The organism is Streptomyces sp. NPDC034084 (assembly GCF_055575535.1).
Genome location: NZ_JBVISK010000002.1, coordinates 253,317 through 269,188 on the forward strand (window position 1 = coordinate 253,317; position 15,872 = coordinate 269,188).

The window sequence follows — 15,872 nt, forward strand, 5'->3', positions numbered from 1 at the left end:
AGCGGCGGCATCCCGCCCACCGAAGCGTCGCCGACCCGCCCCACCGAAGCGCCGCCGCCCCGCCCCACGACCTGGAGGACCGTCCATGACCGCCACCACCGGCGTCCCGCCGCTGCGCAGCAACCCCACCGCGCAGACCCACGAGGTGACCAACCAGGTCCCGCCGCTCGTCGGCCACGACGTCGCCGACGACTCCGTCCTGCTCGAAGGCGTACGCCGCGAGGGCGCCGCCTGGTACGTCGACGACCTGCACCGCATCGGCCGCCTCGCCGGCAGCGAGGAGGTCCAGCGGTGGGCCGACGAGGCCAACCGCCACGAACCCGAGCTCCGTACCCACGACCGCTACGGCAACCGTGTCGACGAGGTCGACTTCCACCCCTCGTACCACGCCCTGATGGACGTGGCGATCGGCGAAGGCCTCGGCGGCGCGCCCTGGGCGGACAGCAGGCCCGGCGCCCATGTCGCGCGCGCGGCCGGCTTCATGGTGTGGAGCACGGCGGAGGCGGGCCACGGCTGCCCGGTCTCCATGACGTACGCCGTCGTTCCTGCCCTGCGCAGCGCCCCCGACCTGGCCGGGGAGTACGAGCCGCTGCTCACCAGCCGCGTCTACGACCCCGGGCTGCGCGCCCCGGCCGGCAAGCGCGGGCTGCTCGCCGGGATGGGCATGACGGAGAAGCAGGGCGGTACCGACGTCCGCGCCAACACCACCGCCGCGGTCGCCGCCGCGGACGGCACCTGGCGGCTGCGCGGCCACAAGTGGTTCACCAGCGCCCCGATGAACGACCTCTTCCTCGTCCTGGCCCAGGCGCCCGGCGGTCTCTCCTGTTTCCTGGTGCCGCGGGTGCTCCCCGACGGCAGCCGCAACACCTTCCGTATCCAGCGGCTGAAGGACAAGCTCGGCAACCGCAGCAACGCCAGCAGCGAACCGGAGTTCGACGACACCGTGGCCTGGCTCGTCGGCCCCGAGGGGCACGGCGTGCGGACCATCATCGAGATGGTCACCATGACCCGTCTCGACTGCGTCCTCGGGTCCGCCTCCGGGACCCGGGCCGCGCTCGCGCAGGCCGCGCACCACATCCGCCACCGCTCGGTGCTCGGCGCCAAGCTCATCGACCAGCCGCTCATGCGGAACGTCATCGCCGACCTCGGTCTCGAGTCGGAGGCCGCGACCACGCTGGCCCTCCGGCTCGCCGGCGCGGCCGACCGCGCCCAGCGGGGCGACGGCGGCGAGCGGGCGTTCCTGCGGCTGGCCACGGCCGTCGGCAAGTACTGGGTCTGCAAGCGCCAGCCCGCCGCCGTCGCCGAAGCCCTGGAGTGCCTGGGCGGCAACGGGTACGACGAGGCGTCGGGCATGCCGCGCCTGTACCGCGAGGCCCCCCTGAACGGCATCTGGGAGGGCTCGGGCAACGTCAACGCCCTTGACGTCCTCCGTGCGCTGGCCCGCGAACCGGAGTCGCTCCACGCGTTCCGTACGGAGGTGGAGGCCGCCGCGGGCGCCGACGCGCGACTGGACGCCGCCTGGCGGGAGCTGCGCGGCGAACTGCTCCTCACGGAGGACGCGCAGCTGCGCGCCCGCCGTCTGGTCGAGCGCATGGCCCTCGTCCTGCAGGGCTCCCTGCTCGTACGGCACGCGCCTCACGCGGTGGCCGACGCGTTCTGCGGCTCCCGGCTGGCCGGCGACCAGGGCCTCGCCTTCGGCACCCTGCCCTCCCGGACCGATCTCGGCGGGATCATCGACCGCCTCCCGGGCGCCGGGGGCTGAGGCCGCCCCGGGGGCGCCGCACCGGCGGGCCCTCGGGAGGGCCGACTCGTCCCGTCCGCCCTCCCGAGGCCCCGCCTCATCCGCCCAGGGCCACTTCGACCCACACCGTCTTGCCGTCCCCGACATAGCGCACGCCCCAGTTCTCGGCGAGCGTCGCGCAGATGTACAGACCGCGTCCGCCCTCGTCCACGGCCTTGGCGTGACGCAGGTGCGGGGCGCTCTGGGCGCTGTCCTGGACTTCGCAGGTCAGCGTCGTGGCGCCCCTGATGAGCCGCAGGGTGATCGGCCCCGCACCGTACCGGATCGCGTTGGTGACCAGCTCGCTGACGATCAGCTCGACGGTGAACGGATCGACGGGCAGCGCCCAGGTCCGGAGGCGTTCCGCCGCCTTCCCGCGGGCGGCGCCGACGGCGGACAGTTCCGCCGGGACGTCCCACTGCGCCACGTCCTCCGCCGGCAGACGGCGGGTCCGGGCGATGAGGAGGACGTGGTCCGGGGCGAGGAGCCGCCGCACGTCGTCCGCCATCTCCTCCGGGTCACGCTCGGGGCGGGCCAGTGCCGCGGCCAGGCTGCCGGTCTCCGGGAGTCTCTCGCCCTCGGCCGAGGAGGCGAGGCAGATCGTGCTGCCGGCGGGCAGAACGAGTTCGGCGCTGGCGAACGGCGGTCCGTCCGCACCGAGCAGCGGCCCCTCGCCGACGAATTCGTGCACCAGGGACCCGTCCTGACGGACCACCGCACAGAGGGAGCCGCCGGCGCGTGCGAGGTCCAGTCTGCCGCTGACGGGGTCGTACACGGCGAACGTGCAGCTCGCGGTGGGCTCGTCGGTCTCGTCCCCGTCCCCCTGTTCCCGGGCCAGCCGTACGGTGACGGAGTGCAGCCGTGCGAGGAGCTCGTGCGGATCGAGGTCGAGCGTCGCCAGGCTGTACACGGCGGTCCGCAGCCGACCCATCGTGGCCACCGCGCTGAGTCCCGGATCCTCGACCCGGCCGACGACCAGGGCCACGCGTGCGCTCGGCAGCGGGAAGAAGTCGAACCACGCCCCCGCTCCCGCGCCGCCGGAGCGGGGGCGCTGCACGATCTCGGCGGCGCGCTGCGTCTGCCGACCCTGCCGGCGGGGCCGGCTCTCCAGGGCGGTCATGACGATGTGTTCACGGGTGAACCGGAACGCGTTCTCCAGGCAGGTCGCCGTGTGCGTGGCGATCCCCTGGGCCGGCTCCAGGTCCTCGTCCGTGTACGCGTCCGCCCCGGCCGCCCGCTGGAACTCCACGGCCCCGAGCAGCCGGCCGTGCGCGAGGAGCGGCGCCACCAGCCGGACCGCGCCCTCGGATCCCCGGCCGCCGACCAGCACGGGCGCGTTCGGCATCGGCTCGCCGAACAGACCCGGCAGCAGCACCGATCCGACCGCGGGCAGCCCTCGGCCCATGCCCGCGGTGGCGGCGCACCGCAGGAGCGCGGCCCCCTCGTCGCCCTGAGCGCCGGGCACGGTGCCAGGCAGAAGCGAGTCCGTCAGGGCCACCAGGACGCGGTCCGCGAAGGCCGGCACGGTGACGTCGATGAGTTCCTGGGCCGTACGCTCCACGTCGAGGGTGCGCCCGATCCTCGCGCGGGCGTCGTTCAGCAGGCGGAGGCGTTCCCGGGTCCGCTCGCGGTCCGTCACGTCCATGGCGGTGCCGACGAGGCCGAGCGGGCCTCCCTCACCCCCGCCGAGGCGGTATACGGACACGGAGAAGACCCGTTCCCGGTCCGGGGCGGCGGGCACACGGCCCCGCACCAGGCGGTTGCGCATCGGCCGCCCCGAGACGAGGACCTCGCGCAGCTCGCTCTCCACGAGGGCGACACCGGTCTGCGCGTACGCCTCCGTCGCCGTCCTGCCGAGGATGTCCTCTTCGCGAACCCCGCGGAGACCGACCGCCGCACGGTTGACCCGCACCACACGGAGGTCGGAGTCGAGGACGTGCAGGCCCACTTCGGACTGGCTGAAGACGGCTTCGAGCACGGCTTCCTCCAGGTCGCCACCCCCGGGCCGGTCCTCCCATACGCCCCAGAGCGTTTCGGAGGAGCCGTGGCTCGATGGGCCGGCACGCCAGGAGTGGTCAGCGGGTGCGGCGCCGGCGATGTCGAAGACGTTCCGGCCGACCGCCTGCGTCGCCGACTGCCCGAAGAGCTCCGAGGCGCGCTCGCTCCAGCTCACGACCTGTCCTCGACGGTCCAGCGTGAACAAGGGGGGAAGTCCTCGGGACATGGGTACCTGCCTGTCATGGCTGTGCGGTCCACCCTCCACCCCGCGCTGCCGCGGCACGATCGGGCTTGCTCCGAACGGGGGACGCCCGGCCCGGTGACGAGCGCCGCGGCGAGCCGGAACGGGTCGGCCTTTGTGGCCTCCTGCCGGGTCGTGCGACGCGTAGCGTGGGGGGCATGACGGCGATATCCCCCCGCGAGGCCCGGCGCTGCTTCAACGCTCACCACCCCCTCCACGCGGCGTACTACTTCTCGTCCGAGCACGACGCGACCTACGCGGAACTCGGCCTGGAGAACGGTCCGATGGCGTATCTGGCCGGGCGGGCCGCTCCCTTCGGGGCGGTCGGCTCCGGCGTGGTCACGGCCGCCTTCTACAACTTCCACCCGGCGCTCGTCGCACGGCACGTTCCCCGTGTCTGGGACGTCGCCTCCCCGGCCGCCGTCCTGGAGGCCCGGCTGCGGATCACGGACGCGTACCTCGCACGGCTCCTCGGACGGGAGGCACTGCACTCCCCCGAGATGGCGGAGGCCGCCGAGCTGGCCCTCCGGGCGGCCGGGGGCTGCCGTCGGCCCGGCCGTCCGCTGTACTCGGCCAACGCCGACCTGCCGGTCCCGGACGCGCCGCACCTGGCTCTGTGGCACGCCACGACCCTGCTGCGTGAGCACCGCGGGGACGGTCACGTCATCGCGCTCGCCGCGGCGGGGCTCGACGGGCTGGAGGCCCTGGTGTCCCACACGGCCACCGGGACGAACTGGCGGCCCGGGTACCTGCAGTCCGCGCGGGGCTGGTCGCCGGAGGAGTGGGCGGCGGCCCGGGAGCGGCTGGCGGAGCGCGGGATTCTCGGCGCCGACGGTGAGCTGACCGAGCGGGGGGCGGAGCTGCGCCGTGCCGTCGAGGCCGAGACCGACCGTCTCGACGTCGCTCCCTATGAACGGTTGGGGGCTGAAGGCACCCGGCGGCTCACCGAGTTGGCGGGCGCTTTCTCCAGGACGGTGCTGGAGGGCGGGGGGCTGCCGCTCAAGGACATCGGCAAGCGCTGAGGCCATCCGGACGGGGCACGGTCCGGTCCGGCCCGGTCCGGACCGGCCGGCCCAGAAAACCGCCTCCGGACCCGGCGCGGCGCCGGCCGGTCCCGGCCCACGCGGCCGGGACCGCTCCCCTCACTCCCCCGCGCGCTCCTTCGCCGCCCGGGCCATCGCCGCGAGCAGGTCCTGCAGGGCGGCCCGGGTCTCCTCGTGGTGGACCCGGCCGTCCGCGACCTTGGCGCTCGCGAGCGGGATGGGGAGCGATTCCGGGAGGATGTGCGCGCCCATCACCTCCAGGGTCTCCCTGACCCACGCCTGGGCCCTGTCGCCCCCGGTCATCGACGGCGACGCGGTGACCACGGCGACGGGCTTGTCCACCAGTTCACCGCCGCCGACCACCCACTCCAGGGCGTTCTTCAGGACACCGGAGGTGCCGTGCGCGTACTCGGGGCTGGAGATGAGCACCGCGTCGGCGGACTCCAGCAGCGCGCGGAAGGCCAGGACCGCGGGCGGCGGGCACTCGGCCTCCACGTCCTGGTTGAAGAAGGGCAGTTCTCCCAGCCCCTCGTAGACCGTCATCGACACCGGCGGCAGACACAATTCGGCAGCCGTGCGCACCACCGCCGTGTTCAGCGAGGTGGCGCGCAGGCTCCCGGAGAAGGCGACGAATTTCATCTGTTCCTTTCCTGCTTTCAAGACTCTCCTGCTTTCAGGCTTTGCCGAGCGCGCGGTCGCGGATCGAGGTCTGCCCCCGCTCCGTCCGGCGCGCCGCCGCCACCGCGGCGGTGATGCGCCGGGCGACCGAGCGGCGGTGATCCGACAGATAGAAATGCCCGCCCTCGAACATGTTCAGGCCCAGGAAGCGCTCCGTCCGGCCCGCCCAGGCGGCCAGCCGCTCCCTTCCGACCACGGGATCGCCGTCACCGCCGAACGCCGAGACGGGAGTCGGCAGCGGTGCGGCGTCGACGTCCGGCTGCCAGGTGTCGACGAGAGCGAAGTCGTTGCGGAAGGTGGGCCCGAAGTGGCGCCAGGTCGCCTCCTCGTCCAGGACCGCGGCCGGTGTGCCGCCCACCGACCGGAGCCATTCCCTCAGCTCGCCGTCGGTGAGCAGGTGGCGTGCGCGCGGCGTCGTCGAGCCGTGGGCGTGCTGCGGCGCGGCGCCGCAGGCGGAGACGCCCAGCCAGACGGGAAGGGGGCGCCCCTCGGCCGCCAGGCGCCGCGTCAGTTCGTAGGCGACGAGGGAGCCCATGCTGTGCCCGAAGAAGGCGAAGGGGCGGTCCGTCCAGGGCAGGATCTCCCGGGAGAAGAAGGCCGCCAACTCGTCGCTGTTGTCGATCAGGGGGGTGTCGCTCAGTCGTCCCCGGCCGGGGGCGTCGAGCACGCACACCTCCCAGTCGGCCGGGAACTCGTCCTCCCAGTTCCTGTAGAGGAGGTGCGAGCCTCCGGCGTGGTGGAAGAGGAAGAGCCGCAGCGCGGCCCCCGGCACGGGCCGCGGGCAGGTCACGGCGCCGTGGGTCAGCGGTCGTCCGGCCGGCCGTGCGGCCGTCGGCGTCACCACGCGCGTCCTCGGTTCCCCGCCGGCGACAGGACCTCGGCGCCGGCGGTGTCCCGTGCCGCCGACGCGAGGACGGTCATCCGGGCGAAGTCCACCACCTGGGCCGCCATGGTCTCCAGCTGCCGCTGGAGGTGCGCATCGGTGCACGCGCCGTCCGCCCCGAAGCCGGCCGTCGCGGTGTTCACGACGACGCCGAGGGGGGTGGGCCAGCCGCGCAGCGCATGGGTGACGTCGCGGAGCGCGGCCAGCGTGGACGCACCCCCCTGCCAGCCCTGGGAGACGGCGAGGCTGCCGACGGCCCGCCCGCTGAAGTACGGGCGGGTGTCGTCGCGCAGCTCCTCGACGTGATCGAGGGCGTTCTTCACGAGTCCCGAGACGCTGCCGTGGTAGGCCGGGCTCGCGAGGACGAGGCCGTCGGCGGCGGCTATCTCGGAGACCAGCCGGAGCGCCCGCGCCGAGCGCAGCTCGTCCCGTGGGTCGTACAGGGGCATCACCAGCTCGGCGCCGCCGATGAGCGACACCTCCGCCCCTTGTCGCTCGGCCGCGGTCAGTACGGCGCGGAGTGCCCGCTCGGCCGTCGAGTCCGGCCGGGGCGAACCCCCGATTCCGACCACCTTCACGGTCTGCTGCATAGGGATTCGCCCCAATTCCTCTCGCCGGTCCTGCGGGTGTGCGTGTGCGGACGCCGTGATCAGGCGGTGGCCGTATCGGGCGCCGCCGCCATGGGCTGGCTCTGCGCGCTCTCGTGCAGGTCACGGCGGCGGATGGTGACGAAGGCGATGGCCGCGCCCACGGCGGCGACCACGGCACAGACGACCATGACGTCGGCGAGGGCGCCGACGAAGGCCGACCGGGCCGCCGCCGTCACCTGTGTCAGTACGGAGGCGTTCACCGCGTCGGCGAGGCCCGACGTGCCACCCGTGGCGACCTGCCGGCCCACGGCCTCGGCGTCCGCGCCGAGGCCGGTGCCCGTGGCCGAGGAGGCGAAGGCGTCGACCACCTTGTGGTGGAAGAGCGCGCCGAAGGCCGCGACGCCGACGGCGACGCCGACCTGCTGGAAGGTCTCCCCCATGCCCGAGGCCATGCCGGCCTTCTCGGGCCGCACCACGCCGATGGTGACGGCGGCACGCGGGGGGTTGAACAGGCCCATGCCGATGCCCGTGACGATCATGCTGGGCAGCATCGCCGTCCACGAGTCGTCGGGGCCGACGAGCACCATGAGGCCCATGCCGAGGGCGATGAAGCCGATGGACAGGCCGATGAGTACGCCGGGTGCCGCCTTGGCGAGGAGGCCTCCGGTGACCCCGGAGACGATGAACAGGGTGATCATCATCGGCATGAAACGCAGTCCGGTCTCCCAGGGCGAGTACCCCAAGACGTTCTGCACGTAGGAGATCTGCAGGAAGACGGCGGCGAGGCTGGTCGCGTTGGACAGCAGCGTGGCCAGGCAGACTCCGGTGAAGGTGGGCGTGCGCATCAGGGAGAGGTCGAACATGGCCCGTTCGCCGCGTGCCTTCTCCAGGACGACGAAGACCACGAGCAGGAGGACGCCGCCCGCGAACGCCCCGAGAATGGGCGCGCTGGTCCAGCCGGAGGACTCCCCGCGCAGGAATCCGAGCACCAGGAGGCTGAGGCCGAGGCCGAAGCTCAGCATGCCGAGCCAGTCGACGCCGTGCGCGGCCGGTTCCTTCGACTCCCTCAGGCGCAGGGCTCCCACGATCAGGGCCACGACGCCGATGGGTACGTTGATCAGGAAGATCCAGCGCCAGCTGAGCGCGTCGGTGAGGAAGCCGCCGATCAGCGGGCCGAAGGCCAGGGCGAGACCCGCGACGGCGCCGAAGATGCCGAACGCCTTCCCCCGGTCGGCCCCCCGGTACTCGTTGCCGATCAGGGCGGGCCCGACGGCGAACAGGACCGCGGCGCCGACGCCCTGGACGCCCCGGGCGATGTTGAGCGCCAGGACGTCCTGCGCCAGACCCGCCGCCAGCGAGGAGAGCGTGAAGAGGACCAGGCCCGCGCTGAAGACCCGCTTGCGGCCCAGCCGGTCGGCGAGCGAGCCGCCGGTCAGGAGGAAGGCCGCCAGGGTCAGGGTGTACGAATCGATCACCCACTGCAGGTCGGAGAAGTCCGCCCCCAGCGAGGTCCGCAGGTCCTGCAGGGCGACGTTGACGACGGTCACGTCGAGCATCAGCATGAACATCGCGACGCAGGCCAGCGCCAGGGTCCATGACCGGGCCCGGTCGGCCGGCGGCCCGCTCTCCGCCTGATTGCCGACTGCTGCTTCGGCTGACATCACGTTCTCCTCATTGCTCCGCGGCACTCGTGTGCCGCTCTTGTCGGTCTTCTTCGGACGCGTCGGGGTCACACGGGCTCTCCCGTGCGGCTCGCTGCCGGCCCGGAACGCCAGCTCCGGGTCCCGGGGTCGTACGAACCCTTCTCCGCCCCCTCGACTCCGGTCACCTGGACGAGGGCGCGGCCGTCCGGTCCTGCCACGGCACAGCGCTCCTCGCCGGTCGCGGGGTCGAACCAGTGCCGGAGAACAAGCCCGTCCGGCCATCCGGCGGCCAGCTCGCTGTCGTTGGCCGGGGTGTACAGGTCCACGGAGCCGAGCGCCGTGGGCACCATCACCGGTACGTCTCCCGGTCGCCTGCCGTCGAGCACGGAGGTACGCAGCAGGCAGTCGAGAGCGACGCTCGGCAGGATGAAGCGGGAGAACACGCCCCCGCCCGGCGGGAGGTCGAGCCGCAGGTCCGCCGAGCCGCCGTCGGCCTCCAGCCGGGGGCGGCGCAGCGCACCGAACACACCCCTCAACTCGACCGGTGTGCCCAGGAGTTCGTACGTGTTGGGGGCGTCGTGGCCGCCGGCCGGGACGGCCGGGACGCGCGGCCCGTCGGGGAGTGAGCGGGCCAGGTGCACCACCATGCGGGAGTGCTCGCGCTCGGGCACGGGGCCGGCCGCGGGCGAGGTGATCCGTACGCGGACCCGGTCGCCGTCGCGTGCGGCCGTCACACACAGGGTCCGCGGCCAGCGGTGCCGGGCGGCCCGGATGAACTGGGACAGGACGACGTCGGTGATGCGCCTCGGGACCATGCCGGGGGCCAGCTCGGCCGCGGCTTCGGCCGCCATCTCGAGGATGAAGGTGCCGGGTACGGTCGGCCGGCCGTCGACGAGGTGCTCCAGGAGGTACGGGTGCTCGTCGAGGCCGACGTCGAACGTCCACGCCGCCGACGCGCCGTCGTACCGCGCGGGGCCCGTCAGGAAGGCCCGCCGGGGGGCAGGTGACGGGGTGCGGCGCCTCTCCGGTGCGCTCTCGGCCGCGTCCTCGCAGGCCGCGCGGAATCCGGGCGCCCCGCGTTGCAGGGTCGCCCAGTCGGCGTCGCCGATCCAGGTGGTCGCGAGGCCGTGACTGCCGCGGCCGCGGAGCTCGGTACGGAAGAACTCCCGGCCCTGGACGTCCGTCAGCTGCCCGATCTCGCCCTGCCTGGCCAGGAAGGCGCCGCTCGGGGTGTCCGCCGAGGCCATGCCCGATTCGACCCACAGTCCGGAGGCGAGCGCGACCTCGTCCGAGCCCTCGGTCGCCCGCGCGTGGGCGGCGGCGAGCAGCAGGAACTCGTTGGCGGCGCCGTAGTCGGGCTCGCCGCGCAGTCCGGTGAACGCGGAGACGGAGCTGACGCTGCACCACAGTGCGGGGCGCCGGGTCCCGAGGGCGGCCCGCAGATGCGCGTAGCCGCGTACCTTCACGTCCCGCACGGCACGGAAGTCGTCGAGCTTCTTGCGGGCGATTCCGGCGGAGCGGGCCAGGCCGGCGCCGTGCACCAGGACGTCCACCCGGCCTTCCGCGGCCAGGATCTCGTCGATCACCGTGCGTACGGCGTCGGGGTCCAGGACGTCGCACTGGCGGTAGTGGACCCGCCCGGCCCCGCAGGAGAGTTGCAACTCCTGGAGCGTGCGGGTGCGTTCGAGCTGCTGGACCGCACGGTCGTAGCGGCGGCTCAGGGCGGCGGGGGTCTCGGTGGGATAGCGGACCATCAGTTCCCGCAGGGCGTCGGCGCGGGGCAGCCGGGCCAGGGCCGTCGCGGACGGGTCGGGTGCGGGGCCCGTGCCGAGCAGCCAGACGCCGCGCGGGGCGCGGCCGGCCACGAGTTCGTGGACCAGGTGGGCGGTGAGGCCGCGGGCGCCTCCGGTGGCCACGATCACCGGGTCGTCCGGCAGTCCGAGCCCCGTGTCGGCCTCCGGGGCGTCTACGGGCAGCAGCATCAGCTCGTGCCGTACACCGTCCATGTCGTAGGCGACGGGGATGTGGCGGTGTGCGGCCGATTCCACGGCCAGCCGCGCCAGGCCGGCCCGCGCGTCCGTGCCGTCGACGACCAGCGCGAAGACCAGACCGCCGGACAGTTCCTGGGACAGGCTGCGGACGAGACCGCCGAAGAGCCCCACGGCGGGGACGGGAGTCGCGCCGTCCACGGCGTCCAGGGCGAGGACCGCGAGGCAGCCGCCGCCGTCGAGCGCTTCTGCGCGGTGCTTCGCCGCCACGAAGGCCAGGTCGTGGAGGTCCAGGACGCGCTGGGGCACGTCCCAGCCGGACGTGCCGGCCCGCGATCCGGTGACGACGACGCGGAGCTGCCGGAACGGCCGGCCGTCGGTGGTCAGCAGCCGCTCCAGTTCCTCCGGCGCGTCGAGGTGGACCACCGGGAAGGGCAGGGTGGCGTCGCGTGGGGCGGTCCCGGGAGCGACGACGAGGCAGTCCGCCGGGATCCCGGCGTCCCTCAGGTCGCTCGGCCGGTCGGTCAGCACCAGGCTTCCGGCGGGCACCGCCGCCACCTCGGGGCGGACGGTCCGTACGGGGACGGGGCGCAGGGCGAGCGCGTGCCGCGCGAGGTGCCCGCTCAGGGAGCCGGCCGTCTCCTCCGTGCCCGCCACGGCGCCGGCGGCTTCCGGCGCGGGGGCCTCTTCGGCCGAGGGCCGGGGGGTCACCACGAGGGCGGGCGTGTGGTCGTCCTCCAGCGGCCGGACGACCGTCCGCCTCCGCGAGGAACGCAGAGCCTGGAGGACGGCCACGGCGCCTTCGGCACCTCGGTGGTTGCGTTCCCGCACGGGCTCGCGGTCCTCGGGCTCGACGGGCGTGTCCGCCGTGGCGAGCTCCACCCGGCCGAGGACGGTCATGCCGTGCTTCCGGGCGACGCTCAGCCGGGTCAGTACGAAACCGACGGCGGCCTCCGCGTTCTCCTTGCTTCCGTGGGTGGGCACATGCTCCGTCGTGGCGTTGACGCCGATGACCACGGCCAGGTCCATCTCTCCGTCCCGCAGGTAGCGGACGGCGGTGGCCAGGGCCGAGTTGGTGGAGTCCCGGCCCGCGTCGAGCGTCATGTTCGGCCCGTGCAGATCCAGCCGCTGCACCACCCGGGCCGCGATCACGTTGGGCATGAGACCCGGGTAGGCGTCCTCGTTGACGGGGCGGGACAGGGCGCGCACCGCGTCGTCCAGCGTCTGTGGCGGTATGCCCGCGGGGCCGGTGAGCTTGCCGATCAGGTCGTCGCGGTAGCAGCGCAGGTCGGAGCGGAGAGCGGCCCTGGTGGGTCCGGTGTGGCCGACGAGTACGCCGGTACGCGCGGTGAGTTCCTCGTCCTTGGTCCAGTCGCCCGCGAGGAGGTCCGCGCAGCGCAGGGCCATCAGCTGGCTGCGGTCCATCGCCGCGATCGCCGAGGGCGCGAGCCGGGCTTCCAGTGGCGAGGGCAGGGGGTAGGCGTCGCCGAAGGACGACGGCCAGTCGGCGGGGCCGCCCGCGAGCCAGCGCGCGACGCGCTCCTCGTCGGGGTCGCCCGGGAGGTGGGCGCCCTGGGCCACCACGACGACCGGGTCGTCCTCCGCCGGCTGCGAGGCGGAGGTCTCGCTGCGGGCCGGGGGCTTGTCCGTGAGGACGAGATGGCCGTTGGTGCCGCCGAACCCCATGGCCGACACTCCGACGGTGCGGCGGCGCCCGGAGGCGGCGGCCCACGGGACGTCGTCGACCGGGACGTGGACGCCGGTCGGGACCCCCTCGGGGAGCTCGGCGAACTGCTTCTGTGCCGGAATGACTTCGTGCCGCATGGCCAGGAGTGCGTGGATCGCCGAGACCGCTCCCGCCGCCCAGCCGGCGTGACCGACGAGCGACTTGTTGGACGTCATGGTCCACGTCTTGTCCGGGCCCGCGCTCTGGGTGAGCGCGCTCATCTCGGTGCGGTCGCCGGTCGGCGTGCCGGTGGCGTGCGCGACGATCCAGTCCACGTCCTCGGAGGTGACCTCGGCGGAGCGCCACGCCCGGTCGAGGGCGATCGTCTGGCCCGCGGCGTTGGGGGCGTAGATCGCCTTGCCCCGCCCGTCGGACGAGCCGCCGAAACCGGCGACGAAGCCGAGGACCGGATCGCCGTCGGCGAGGGCTCGGGCGTAGGTCTTCAGGGCGAGGATCGCGGCACCGTCGCTGAAGAGCACGCCGTCGGCGTCCCGGTCCAGGGCGCGGACCCGACCGGACCGGGACAGGCCGCGGAGCTTGGAGAACAGCACGAGGTTCTGCGCGCTCAGCGCGAAGGCCCCGCCGCACAGGGCCACGTCCGTCTCACCGGCGCGCAGCGCCCGCACCCCCAGATCGACGGTGTACAGGGAGGAGGAACAGGCGGTGTCCACCACGACGATCTCCGCCGAGTCCGGCAGATCGGGGGCGGCCATGCGGGCGATCCGGTACGGCAGCACGTCCTCGGGAGACTCGGAGGCCAGGGGGTAGAGCGCGCCGAAGGTGTCCGGCAGCTTCTCCCCCGCTCCGGCGAGGATGCCCCGCACCCCGGCCGAGACGAGGCTGTGCTCCAGGTGGTGGCTGCCGTCGGGGGTGAGGCCGACGGCGAACAACTGCCGGTCACCGGGCCGGACGGTGACCTTCTCGGTGGCGCCGAGCAGCGAGTGGCGCAGCCAGAGCGCCGTGTACTCGTCGCTGTCGAAGGCTCCGGACTCCAGTTCCTCCCGCAGGCGCGGGTGAGGTTCGAAGCCCGTCATGAATCCGGAGACGCGCGAGTAGGTCTTGTCCTCGGCGGTGGCGTCCGCGGACCAGAGGGTGTCCAGATCGAGCCGGTCGCCGGGTTCGCCGAACACCGGCTCGCCGTTCGTGAGCAGCTCCCAGAACTGCTCGGGGGTGCTCGCGCCCGGGAGGGCGAGTCCCATGCCCACGACGACGACCGCGTCGTCGGCGGGTGGCGTCCCGGTGGGCGCGCCGCCGACGAGCAGGGTCCTGCCGTCGACGGACGACGCGTCGGCGGACACCAGGAAGCCGACGAGTTGCGCGACGCCCTCGGCGCCGGACCTCTCCGCGTCCTCGGGGACCATGACGGCGTTGACGCGGACTCGCTCCGGGGTCCCGGCGGCGTGGTCGCGCACGAGGCCGGCCACCGCCTCCCGAGCCGGCGGGGCGGTGAGCACGTGCACGATCGCGCCGTCCCCCTGCTGCCCGAGGAGGGCGAGGGCCCCGGCGGTCGCCGTCTGCGCGTCGCGCGGTCCCGACTCGCCGGTCACGACGTTCACGAGCGCGTCGACGAGGCCGGGGCGGCGGCCGTCCGTGCCGAGCGCGGCCCGGACGCGGGCCGCGTCGTACGCGTCGCAGGTCACGACGCGCGCGCCGAGCCCGGTGAGCCGCTGCGCCACGGCCGTGCCGAGCGGGCGGCTGGCGCCGGTGACCAGGACGGTGCGGCCGGAGAGATCGAGGGACATGCTGGCTCCCGTATTCGTAGATCAGCGCGCGGACGGCCGGACGGCGGTGATGAGGTCGGCCAGGTCGGCCAGGGTCGGTTGCGCCACGAACCGGCCGTCCACGGCCGACTCCCCCAGCCCGAAGTGAGCCGACACCTTCCCGAGCATCTCCGCACGCTTCAGCGAATCGATCCCCAGATCCGCCTCCAGATCCGCGTCCCCCGTGATCACCTCCACCGGATACCCGAGCGCCGACGCGTACAACTCCCGCAACTCGTCCAGCACACCCGCCCCCGACGGAACGGGCGCGGCAGCCGTGCCCTGGACCTCGTCGATCAGCCCGGCCAAGTCGGCCAGGGTCGGCTGCGCCACGAACCGGCCGTCCACGGCCGACTCCCCCAGCCCGAAGTGAGCCGACACCTTCCCGAGCATCTCCGCACGCTTCAGCGAATCGATCCCCAGATCCGCCTCCAGATCCGCGTCCCCCGTGATCACCTCCACCGGATACCCGAGCGCCGACGCGTACAACTCCCGCAACTCGTCCAGCACACTCGCCCCCGACGGAACGGGCGCGGCAGCCGCGGACGTGTTTGCCGGAGCGGATTCCACGGTCGTGTGGGCTGGGCTGGTGTCGGTGCCTCGCGCGGTGGCCGTGTGACGGGTGTCGACCTCCGGCACGCTGCGCCGCACGAGCCCCGACAGTCCGGCCCTGCCGCACTCGACGAAGCGCTGCGCGCCGTCGGCGTGCAGCTCGCGGACGGCGTCCATGAACCGCACGGGCGTGGTGAGTTGCCGGACGAGCAGCGCCTTGAGGTCGGTGTCGTCCTGGAGGTAGCCGCCGGCCACCGGCGAGTACACCACTGCGCGCAGCGGATGCTGCCGGATGCCGGTGATCGCTTCGCCGAAGGCGTGCGCGGCGACGGCGAGCATCGGGCTGTGGAAGGGGAACGGCGCGTTCAGCCGTGTGGCCTGGACACCGAGCGCACCGGCCAGCCGGGCCACGACCCCGACAGCCTGGTCGGGCCCCGACACCACCGTCTGGCGCGGTGCGTTGGACACGGCGACGGCCAGCCCCCGGTCGCCGACTGCGCCGACCAGGTGGGCCGCGCGGGCGGCCGGAAGCTCCAGGGCCACCATGCCGCCCTCCGCCGGGCAGTGCGCCAGGAGGGCTTCCGAGCGGTGGCACACCAGCCGTGCCCCGTCGGCCGTGCTGAACGCTCCGGCGACCGTCAGCGCGGCGATCTCCCCCATGCTGTGCCCGACCACGACGTCCGGCGTGTCCTGCCGCTCCGCGATGCGGTGGCTGCCGACGGCCGCCGTGAACACGGCGAGTTGCAGGGCGAAGGAGTCCGCGCGCACCAGGTCCGCCGCTGCGGGCGCGTCGGGGTTCGTCAGCAGGTGCGAGACGCCGCCGCGCCCGAACTCGGCCGCGATCCGGTCGGCCGTGTCGAGGACCTCCCGGACCTCGGGCGAGGTGTCACCGGCGAAGAGCCCAGGGGTGTAACCCCCTTGGCCGGGCAGGAGGAAGACCGTTTCAACCGCCATCATGCGTCCTTTGCGTCCTTCGTGAAGTGAGTGACC

9 protein-coding genes are annotated in these 15,872 nt (G+C 73.9%); 2 read left to right on the forward strand and 7 right to left on the reverse strand.

Annotation, left to right across the window (positions count from 1 at the left end):
* The first annotated feature begins 85 nt into the window (after positions 1–85).
* Entirely contained in the window at positions 86–1,762 is a 1,677-nt protein-coding gene (locus tag ACZ51I_RS06615; RefSeq protein ID WP_468871996.1) for an acyl-CoA dehydrogenase family protein, read from the forward strand.
* Between the two features lie 76 nt (positions 1,763–1,838).
* On the opposite strand, the gene ACZ51I_RS06620 is transcribed toward ACZ51I_RS06615, so the two are convergent.
* A complete protein-coding gene (locus ACZ51I_RS06620) occupies positions 1,839–3,953 on the reverse strand; it encodes a SpoIIE family protein phosphatase (RefSeq protein ID WP_468871998.1) in 2,115 nt (704 codons plus the stop codon).
* Between the two features lie 224 nt (positions 3,954–4,177).
* On the opposite strand from ACZ51I_RS06620, the gene ACZ51I_RS06625 reads away from it, so the two are divergent.
* Positions 4,178–5,041, forward strand: coding sequence for an SCO6745 family protein (locus ACZ51I_RS06625; protein ID WP_468871999.1), 864 nt, complete (start codon positions 4,178–4,180; stop codon positions 5,039–5,041).
* Between the two features lie 120 nt (positions 5,042–5,161).
* On the opposite strand, the gene ACZ51I_RS06630 is transcribed toward ACZ51I_RS06625, so the two are convergent.
* From ACZ51I_RS06630 to ACZ51I_RS06655, 6 genes are all read right to left on the reverse strand, one after another.
* Positions 5,162–5,701 (reverse strand): NADPH-dependent FMN reductase, encoded by a 540-nt coding sequence (locus ACZ51I_RS06630; protein WP_468872000.1) that lies wholly within the window; start codon positions 5,699–5,701, stop codon positions 5,162–5,164.
* Between the two features lie 34 nt (positions 5,702–5,735).
* The gene (locus ACZ51I_RS06635; RefSeq protein ID WP_468872002.1) at positions 5,736–6,584 is read right to left on the reverse strand and encodes a thioesterase II family protein; all 849 of its coding nucleotides are present in this window, start codon (positions 6,582–6,584) and stop codon (positions 5,736–5,738) included.
* Complete coding sequence (locus ACZ51I_RS06640; RefSeq protein WP_468872003.1) at positions 6,578–7,213, reverse strand: NADPH-dependent FMN reductase; 636 nt, start codon at positions 7,211–7,213, stop codon at positions 6,578–6,580. Before ACZ51I_RS06640 ends, ACZ51I_RS06635 begins: the two co-directional genes overlap by 7 nt.
* A gap of 59 nt (positions 7,214–7,272) precedes the next feature.
* Positions 7,273–8,874 (reverse strand): MFS transporter, encoded by a 1,602-nt coding sequence (locus ACZ51I_RS06645; protein WP_468872005.1) that lies wholly within the window; start codon positions 8,872–8,874, stop codon positions 7,273–7,275.
* A 68-nt stretch (positions 8,875–8,942) separates the two neighbouring features.
* A complete protein-coding gene (locus ACZ51I_RS06650) occupies positions 8,943–14,312 on the reverse strand; it encodes an SDR family NAD(P)-dependent oxidoreductase (RefSeq protein WP_468872006.1) in 5,370 nt (1,789 codons plus the stop codon).
* A 21-nt stretch (positions 14,313–14,333) separates the two neighbouring features.
* Complete coding sequence (locus ACZ51I_RS06655) at positions 14,334–15,839, reverse strand: ACP S-malonyltransferase (RefSeq protein WP_468872007.1); 1,506 nt, start codon at positions 15,837–15,839, stop codon at positions 14,334–14,336.
* Between the last annotated feature and the right edge of the window lie 33 nt (positions 15,840–15,872).

Coding starts and splice junctions, on each gene's coding strand:
- ACZ51I_RS06625 (WP_468871999.1), top strand. CDS start 4,178: ATGACGGCGATATCCCCCCGCGAGGCCCGGCGCTGCTTCAACGCTCAC.
- ACZ51I_RS06655 (WP_468872007.1), bottom strand. CDS start 15,839: ATGATGGCGGTTGAAACGGTCTTCCTCCTGCCCGGCCAAGGGGGTTAC.
- ACZ51I_RS06650 (WP_468872006.1), bottom strand. CDS start 14,312: ATGTCCCTCGATCTCTCCGGCCGCACCGTCCTGGTCACCGGCGCCAGC.
- ACZ51I_RS06640 (WP_468872003.1), bottom strand. CDS start 7,213: ATGCAGCAGACCGTGAAGGTGGTCGGAATCGGGGGTTCGCCCCGGCCG.
- ACZ51I_RS06615 (WP_468871996.1), top strand. CDS start 86: ATGACCGCCACCACCGGCGTCCCGCCGCTGCGCAGCAACCCCACCGCG.
- ACZ51I_RS06630 (WP_468872000.1), bottom strand. CDS start 5,701: ATGAAATTCGTCGCCTTCTCCGGGAGCCTGCGCGCCACCTCGCTGAAC.
- ACZ51I_RS06645 (WP_468872005.1), bottom strand. CDS start 8,874: ATGTCAGCCGAAGCAGCAGTCGGCAATCAGGCGGAGAGCGGGCCGCCG.